Genomic DNA, 8163 nt, shown 5'->3' on the forward strand with positions numbered 1-8163 from the left:
CTGTAACATTTACCTGATGAGAAATCACGGCATGAAGTCATCATGTTAAATGCCAACGGTCCTCGCAGCTTAACATAAGCGAAAAGTGTTTTAGACAGATACGATCCTGAGTACTGATATATCTGCCGAGCAGCAAACAGATATCACAACGGTGTTTCCACTTTAACAAACTGCACGACTGAAATTACGGTACGTTTACTAGCAACGTTTTGTAGTGATCTATTAATATAAGCCGATTAAACAGAATATAAGAACTAGAAGAGCAAATATTATATTGTTGAATTCGGATATTGTTAGTATAATGGGCTAACCCAAAGCTTCGTTTTGAATTCCTACTACACCGATACTCAATTCATATAAATACCATTACGGATACTTCAAATTAAGAGCATATTTGTTGAAGACACGAACCTACCGATGTTTAAAGCCTTTTCAGGAAGGCAGAAAGGGCCTGGATACCTCGGTTCTACACCGGTGCACCCAGTACCTTGGACGTTTAGCCTACTGCGGAGTTAGTTGAAGAAGCTTGATGATAGCTTCTTTTTTTGATTAGCCGCATAGCGCCCTTAAGGTAATCACCCGCAGTTCAATTATTTTGGCTGCTTCGATCGATCCTCATTGGCTCTTTACGCAATTTAAGCAAGCCGAAGATGCTTAAATAAAAGGTGCTCGGCAATCTAAGTCTCGACTTCAGACCGGGTAATCGATCGGTGCATGTATTATAAAACAAGCTTTTTTGTAAAACAGAGCGCCCGTACCTTAACGTTTGCAGCATGGAGCCTACTTATTCCACCATTAGAAATCCTGGAACACCTCCCGTTACAAACTTTTTCTGAAGTCAACAAGGTATCCGCAGCAGTGCGCATAGAGAAAGCCTGGTACACCAGAAATTAGTATATAAGAGCCTTTTTGGCAATCCCGAACGTCTAGCTGAACTCACAAGGGAATATTCAGTTTACTAGATGGTCAATAGCTTACTTTGGTAAAAAGCAATTAAAAATCGTAAATCAACTAAACGTTGAGACCTGAACTTGCATGTTAATATAAATTACAACATACAGGAACTAACTGATAAAATAACTATTGTCTATTCGAGCTCTTTCATCATAACCATCCACAAGGGAGATTGTCTGTTTTTGAACCCTATCCGTAAACGTTGTCTCTCCGCAGGCAAATGCTTTTCTACAACCGAAGTAATATCGAAGATCGTTTGGGGTGCCTTAGAAACCTTCGACGGCCGTGCAAATTACCTTTCCGAGCAGGTAGATGTTTATGAAAAGGAGATCATGGGAAGAAATACTAATAACGATCAGATGCATGGATTATACCTCATAAAACGCGAAGCATCGCTCGCACATAAAATGAACTTTGAGTTTATGCCTGAACTAAGGCAACGGTGGGGCTATCCAGGAGTACTATTGCTTATGTTGGTAGTTGCTTTCTGTATTTATCTTTGGTTTAGGAAAAAGAGATGGTTGTAAGAGGCGCAATAAATAGAGCAGAGATTAAAGCTCTTCATTAACTTCTACTTGATTACGCATTCCTAAAGTATTGTACGCGCACACTTTTGCGTTAGTTAACTAAGTCAATCACAAACGAAGTAGTAGCAAAGAAGTTGGTTGAAGCAAAACGGTTGCCTTGTTTAAAGTAGGGTGAGCTGTTATGCAGCATTCGAAATTCAATTCTCCAAATAGCATTGTCGGTTATCTTTCTATCAATGTTTAAAGAGTAGCCGCGCATCTGGAAAGGTTGTGCATTCACAGGGGGCACAATCACTCCCGCTTTATCACTGTAGTATTCAGCTCTTGCAGCTGCAACCCATTTGTTGCCTTCATAGCGGAGAAAATGCCAGCAATAAAGGTCAGCGGCATGAAAAACACTGGTGAATACCATGTATTGAAATTAGAAGACCCGCGCTGTTTTTGTTGCATTCCATAATCAAAACCAATCGTAAATCCTAATGCCTTATTTAGCTTCCATACCGCATATAGATTATTGAAATATCGCCACTGCCTTGCACTATCTGGCTCGTTGTTGCCAACGAAAGTGCTCCAGTTGATGCTCAAGTTATCCGAAGGTGTGTATGTTAGCTGTGTACCAAGTGAAGGTGTATTATTGCCTGCTCTTCGTGTTATGCGTTGCCATCCGTTTAGAAGTAGGATAGCGGCATACCATTTCTTATTAATGGTTGTATAAGAAAGCCTTGCGCCAGCTTCGTAATAAGGCGAGTTTTCAGCAAGTATGCTCCTGGTCAGCGTCCAGCAATCTTTACTGATTGCACTTTCATATCCAATATGCGATGGCAGGATTCCTGCGTCAAGCCAGAGGTTTTCATGAGCTGATAGTTTCACTCCTGCATTGGCTTCAAAGACATGGCGCAGCACCTGAGGTTCATCAGCCAGATTATATTGTGCATAGGTTCCCGTCATTAAACCCAAAGTAGCCCTTGCTCTTTGTCTCTTATAGCTCAGACTTGCAAGTGCAAGGTTTATATTCACTTCGTTGTGCCGGTTGTAATTGTATAGAAAAGGAGCTTTTTGGTGGGTAGCAGGTTTTGAAAAGTCGTATGAATAATACGCATCTAGATATACTCTGCTTTCTAATGTCGGCTTTTGCGTTGACGTATCTTGTGCTCTGCCCGTTACGCAAGGGAATAAACTACCGAGTACAATCACTATTATGAAGGAGAATTTTTTCATTAATCATCAACTCTTTTTAGCTGCAGATTGGCAACTGGAGATACAATCAGTGGGAACTTTTCCACCACAACATTACTAGGGTCGAGCCCGAAACCTCGCTCTTCCGATAATGAGATTTCTTTAATCCAGAAATGCAAACGCATAATTAGCCTCTCCAGAATGGGTAACTCATTCTCCTGGCTGAGGTACTTCTCCATTACGACAAAGGTGAAATCTCCAACAACATTACTTTTTTCAAGACTTTCATATCTGCTCATAATGTTAACCTCCCGGTTTTGCACAAGGTCTTGTACCACTTTACGAAAGAACAGGTTTATTCTTGGTTGTACTTTAAAGCCCAGTCGAAATTCAACCCGGATAATATCATTAGGGATGATGTGTTTAACGTTGTACTCAGCAGTATAGGGATCGTCAACCGTATCGACATGGACAAACCAATAAATGTCTGCACGCTTTGGCTTCTTCACCAGCACTGAGTGGATGATCTTATGTTCAATCTCCTTTGGGTTGTCTGCTCAAGTGAGGTAAACCAAGTGAGTGGCATACTTGGGTACTGATCGGTCGTTGCTTAGTTCCTGCAGTTTTGGAATATAATCCTCAAGGCGAACAAACTCCATATACCTGTTCTTGATCTTTCGCGCCCGGAACCAGTCGTACATAACCAGGAATAAAATACCGCCCACAATTAATGTTACAAATCCGCCATGGGGAAATTTCTCTAAGTTTGCATAAAAGAAACTCAGCTCGATAGTCAGGTACACCGCCAGGTAAAGTACCACTAAAAGTGGCTTTACCCGATGGGTAACCACGTAGTTTGCAAATAGTATTGAAGTCGCAATCATCGTTACTGTGATTGCCAGGCCATAAGCCGCTTCCATATTAGATGCTTTTCTAAAGTACAGAACAATCCCAATACATCCAACATATAGTAGCAGGTTAACTGCGGGTACATAAAGTTGCCCTTTGGCTTCGGTAGGATACTTGATCTTCAATTTCGGCCACAAATTTAGTCGCATTGCTTCACTTACAAGGGTAAACGAGCCCGAGATCAACGCCTGGCTAGCAATGATTGTTGCTGCGGTGGCAATGGCAACACCAAAGTAGAGGAACCATTGAGGCATGATGCCATAGAAGGGATTGAAACCTTTCTCAATCATCTCCGGGGTGATAACCTTTCCCGTGTGATTTGCAAGTAACCATGCTCCTTGTCCAAGATAATTGATGATCAGACAGCTTTTTACAAAGATCCAGGAATAACGAATGTTCCACTTCCCACAATGGCCCAGATCCGAATATAGCGCCTCAGCTCCTGTGGTGCATAGGAATACCCCGCCTAGGATGTAAAATCCGCTTGGATAAGTTACCAATAGCTTGATGCCATAGTACGGATTAAATGACTTTAGTATAGACAAATCATCCGAAAAATGAGAGATGCCAAGCAGGGCCAACATCGTGAACCAAACGGTCATTACCGGACCAAATGATTTGCCAATAAATGCGGATCCAAATTGCTGGACAAAGAAAAGTATCGACAGGATCGCAATAACGATATATACCACCATCCATTGGCTGATATCCTGCAGGCCAGGAATCTGCTTTAATCCTTCAACTGCAGAAGTAACCGAAATAGGTGGAGTAATCATCCCATCTGCAAGAAGAGCTGCTCCTCCAAGCATCGCTGGGATTACCAGCCATTTTTTTCTGCGGCGTACCAGGGCATATAGTGAAAAAATACCTCCTTCGCCGCGGTTATCCGCCTGAAGGGTCAGGATGACATACTTGATGGTGGTTTGCAGGGTAAGGGTCCAAATAATAAGCGACAGCGCTCCTACGATGAGTTCGTTCGTGACGGTTTTTCCGCTAATAATAGCATTCATTACATAAAGAGGCGAGGTACCGATGTCGCCATAAATGATACCGAGAGCAATCAAAACCCCGGCAGCTGAAACACGATTATGCGAAGACATGTCAGACGTTTTTGGGGCCCAAAACTAGAGCAACGACATGCGGAAATTGGATAACCAGGTGAAATCCTTATAAAATCTTTATGTCCAATGCTGCTGACCACATCTGCGCTCCAAAATCTAAAAAGTACATTTGACAAAATATTTGATCCATGGATAGCTTTCTCTTTAACACCCTACCAAAGAGGCAGCAATATGCATTCAGCGTTGCTACAATCCTGTGTGTAGCGACTATTTGCTATGCGTTCTCCGGCGTCATAAGTTATCGGGTTACAGCACTTCTGCTTTTACTCACAGTTTCGTTACTTGCCATAACATTTGACATAATGCCTGTGTTACTGGCAGCGGCATTGAGTGCAATCATTTGGGACTTCTTCTTTATACCGCCTAAGTATGCGATACACGTGGAAACAACTGAGGACACGATTTTGCTGGTAATGTACTTCGTAATTGCAATGATCAACGGCGTGCTGACTAATCGCATGCGTAAAATCCAGAAAGCCGCTAGTATAAAGGAGGAAAAGGCCAATAGTGTAAAGCTTTACAACACCATTTTGGACTCTCTGTCCCATGAGTTGCGAACACCAATCGCAGCTATCCTTGGCGCAACAGACAATTTACAAGCCAATCGGAACCTGACCGATCAAGACAAAGAGCAACTGGTATACGAGATCTCCAGAGCATCATTAAGATTAAATCAACAAGTCGAAAATCTGCTGAACATCTCCAGACTTGAGTCAGGTCACATCCAACCGAACAATGACTGGTGCGACGTTGTAGAACTTGTTTATGACGTTGTAAGAAGGGTTGAAGAAAATCATGCATTGCGCAGGATCGATATTAGCGTCAACCAGGACATGCCTTTATGCAGGATTGATAAGGGAATGTTGGATCAAATCATATATAACTTGCTTAACAATGCAGCGATCCACACGCCTACAGGTTGCAAGATCGAAATTGCCATTACATGCCATGCAGACCTTCTAAGCATACTCATCCAGGATAATGGGGCAGGCTTTAAAGACGTAAACCTCCGCGATGTTTTTGATAAATTTTCTCGAACAAAAGAACTTAAGACATCAGGATCAGGTCTTGGTCTTTCAATTGTCAAAGGTTTCACTGAAGCATTAAGAGGCTCAATTGAGTTGGTACGTACAAATGAGAAAGGAGTCCGATTTATGATCTCCATTCCGGTAAAGACATCTATGTTTAAAACAATCATCCAATGAATAAGGCTGAGGTATTGGTAATTGATGATGAGCCGCAAATCAGAAAAGTGCTCGAGATCACCCTTAAAAGCAACGGTTTTAGCTTTAGATCTGCAGCAACTGCAAGAGAAGGTTTAATAATGGCTTCAAATCATCCGGCCGAACTTATCATCCTTGATCTCGGACTTCCTGACGAAAGCGGCCATGTTGTCTTGGAGAAGTTGAGACAATGGTACACAAACCCTGTGATCATACTTTCCGTCCAAAAAAATGAAGAAGACATTATCAAAGCATTGGATAACGGAGCAAACGATTATCTCTCAAAACCTTTTCGCACTGGCGAATTGTTGGCACGTATGCGTTCTACACTACGTACCATTAACACCGAGGAGGGCGAAACCGTTTTCCACTTAAAAGATTTAAAAGTTGATTTAAGCACCCGGTCAGTTTGGAAACATGACCAGTTAGTAAAACTAACGGTAACAGAGTACAATTTGTTAGCCTTGCTCATTCGCAACGAAGGAAAGGTAATGACACATCGATACCTTTTAAGAGCCATTTGGGGCCCTGGATATATCAGTCAATCACAGTACCTAAGAGTATTCGTAGCCCAAATCAGAAAGAAGATTGAAGACGACCAAAACAGGCCAAAATACTTGTTAACTGAAGCCGGGATAGGTTACCGCTTTGTAAGCACCACAAGTTGAAATCAGAATTACTTGTCGCAATCTGCATGACGTTTCAAAGCCGAATTAATACTGCATCTGGCGTTTTACCTGTAGAGCTGTTGGAAGTCGAACTCTTGTACTTATCTGATCATTGTTTCAAACCCATCCTGAACATAGATGACATTACTTGTAAGTAACTTAACCCACATCCTCTATCTACAAATGTTTGTAATTGCAGTTGTGGCATACTTTGGTTTTCGGTAGTTTGTAGTACTATGAACACGACTTAAAAAGGTTGCTACTCGATGTAAATGGGGCAGTTTCGTTGGTCAAATACGCCATGCCTTAAAAGTATAAAAGTAAGATTTCGGAAGATTTAGACATGGAGCAAGCACCCCACAATGTTAACGAAATCCATACAGCTAACAAAACAAGCAAAACAAATGTCCGATCCTAGTGACTGTCTGATTGACCCTTGGATTCTTCCGTGGCTCTTTCGGAACTTGGCGAAGCACTTCCTGATTAAATGGAGCTGTTCTACAGAGTAGCGGAAAGGCTTCTATGTCCATAAAGATCCCATTACGGATATAAAGGATGAGTCGGGAAGCTTATCTTTTCGGAAAGCTTTATATTCGAGAGAACTAAATATCGCTTATTATGAATTTCAAGTTTTTGGGTTCAAGTGGAAGCAGTTTCCCTACAAGTTTTGCCCGTAAGCTTGAAGTCGGAAAGAAGCAGCATGTAGTAACGTCGTTCCATGCAACAGTTAAGTTGCCATTATACTCAACAGAAAGTAAGTCCCAAGATCTCGAAATAACCTGGCAATATAGATTAATAGAAGAACTGCAGGAGAAATTCTATTTCTACAAGTGTATCGATTTTAGAATATATGACATAGAAATTGAGCCGAGTGAAGAGATTCTTAGAAAATTGATTGAAGAGTCATTCGATCATTATATTGGTGAGTATGAAGCTCAAAAAAGACTAACCCCAAACCTTAATCAACCTCCCACCCTAGATAATTCAACCTTGGAGATAGCAGTTTCAAAAATCAAAAAAGCTCTCAATAACGTATAGAAAAACCGCTCCGCTTGAAACATATCAGCTTTGGTTTTCAGGGGATCCTTCAAATTTAAAGGTAGAATAGGCTTTTCGCTCGGGCTTATTGTTTTTCCGTAACATATTTGGCATTGATCCTTTGAGTTTTTAGAACCAATCCTGACCATGTGAAGTGTGCTGACGGTTCGATCCTCCAGCTTCTAAAGACAAACAGCTTTTTCGCTTTAACGGCCTTTATAACTGTTCCAGTTCGATCACCCTGTTCCGTTTTCACGCAAAAACTCCTAGAAATTCATACCTGAAAGCAGGGTGCTGCCGTGCCTAATACTACTATCATAAAATTTATATCAGTAACCTATCCGTAATACTTGCGTTTCGGAATTGTCATAGTCTTATTGCGGGAGCCAGTACCCGTAATTTCCTTCTTTATGTTAAGCGTATTCAAGATGTAAATTCCGCTGATATTGACCCCCCTATTCCGGTGATGTTGACCCCCTTTGTAAAAGTGGATGATCAGTAAGCAAAGAGCGGTTATGAACTGGAGTTAAGTAATTCTCGAATGTAT

At 41.5% G+C, this 8163-nt stretch carries 6 protein-coding genes and 2 pseudogenes; 4 read left to right on the plus strand and 4 right to left on the minus strand.

Annotated elements, in window-relative coordinates; translation table 11 throughout:
- Positions 1 to 1031 precede the first annotated feature (1031 nt).
- Complete coding sequence (locus EXU57_RS25465) at positions 1032 to 1481, plus strand: CorA family divalent cation transporter (protein WP_207955567.1); 450 nt, start codon at positions 1032 to 1034, stop codon at positions 1479 to 1481.
- Between the two features lie 91 nt (positions 1482 to 1572).
- On the opposite strand, the gene EXU57_RS25965 is transcribed toward EXU57_RS25465, so the two are convergent.
- The 4 genes and pseudogenes from EXU57_RS25965 to EXU57_RS21905 form a co-directional block, all read right to left on the minus strand.
- Complete coding sequence (locus EXU57_RS25965; protein ID WP_133270401.1) at positions 1573 to 1893, minus strand: outer membrane beta-barrel protein; 321 nt, start codon at positions 1891 to 1893, stop codon at positions 1573 to 1575.
- Positions 1894 to 1931: 38 nt separating this feature from the next.
- Positions 1932 to 2699: pseudogene (locus tag EXU57_RS21900) on the minus strand (outer membrane beta-barrel protein); the annotation flags it as partial.
- Positions 2699 to 3199 (minus strand): annotated as a pseudogene (locus EXU57_RS25840) (KUP/HAK/KT family potassium transporter); the annotation flags it as partial. The pseudogenes EXU57_RS25840 and EXU57_RS21900, both read right to left, overlap by 1 nt.
- Before the next feature lie 15 nt (positions 3200 to 3214).
- On the minus strand, positions 3215 to 4666 hold the full coding sequence (locus tag EXU57_RS21905) for a KUP/HAK/KT family potassium transporter (protein WP_317130040.1): 1452 nt from the start codon (positions 4664 to 4666) through the stop codon (positions 3215 to 3217).
- Between the two features lie 149 nt (positions 4667 to 4815).
- Between EXU57_RS21905 and EXU57_RS21910 the strand changes: the two genes are divergently transcribed.
- The 3 genes from EXU57_RS21910 (at position 4816) to EXU57_RS21920 (ending at position 7616) form a co-directional block, all read left to right on the plus strand.
- Positions 4816 to 5892 (plus strand): DUF4118 domain-containing protein, encoded by a 1077-nt coding sequence (locus tag EXU57_RS21910; RefSeq protein ID WP_133270403.1) that lies wholly within the window; start codon positions 4816 to 4818, stop codon positions 5890 to 5892.
- Positions 5889 to 6578: a response regulator gene (locus tag EXU57_RS21915; RefSeq protein ID WP_133270404.1), complete on the plus strand. Its 690-nt coding sequence runs from the start codon at positions 5889 to 5891 to the stop codon at positions 6576 to 6578. The genes EXU57_RS21910 and EXU57_RS21915 overlap by 4 nt, the downstream gene beginning before the upstream one ends.
- Positions 6579 to 7196: 618 nt before the next feature.
- Complete coding sequence (locus tag EXU57_RS21920; protein ID WP_133270405.1) at positions 7197 to 7616, plus strand: hypothetical protein; 420 nt, start codon at positions 7197 to 7199, stop codon at positions 7614 to 7616.
- Positions 7617 to 8163: the final 547 nt, after the last annotated feature.

The organism is Segetibacter sp. 3557_3, from assembly GCF_004354985.1.
GTDB lineage: Bacteria > Bacteroidota > Bacteroidia > Chitinophagales > Chitinophagaceae > Segetibacter.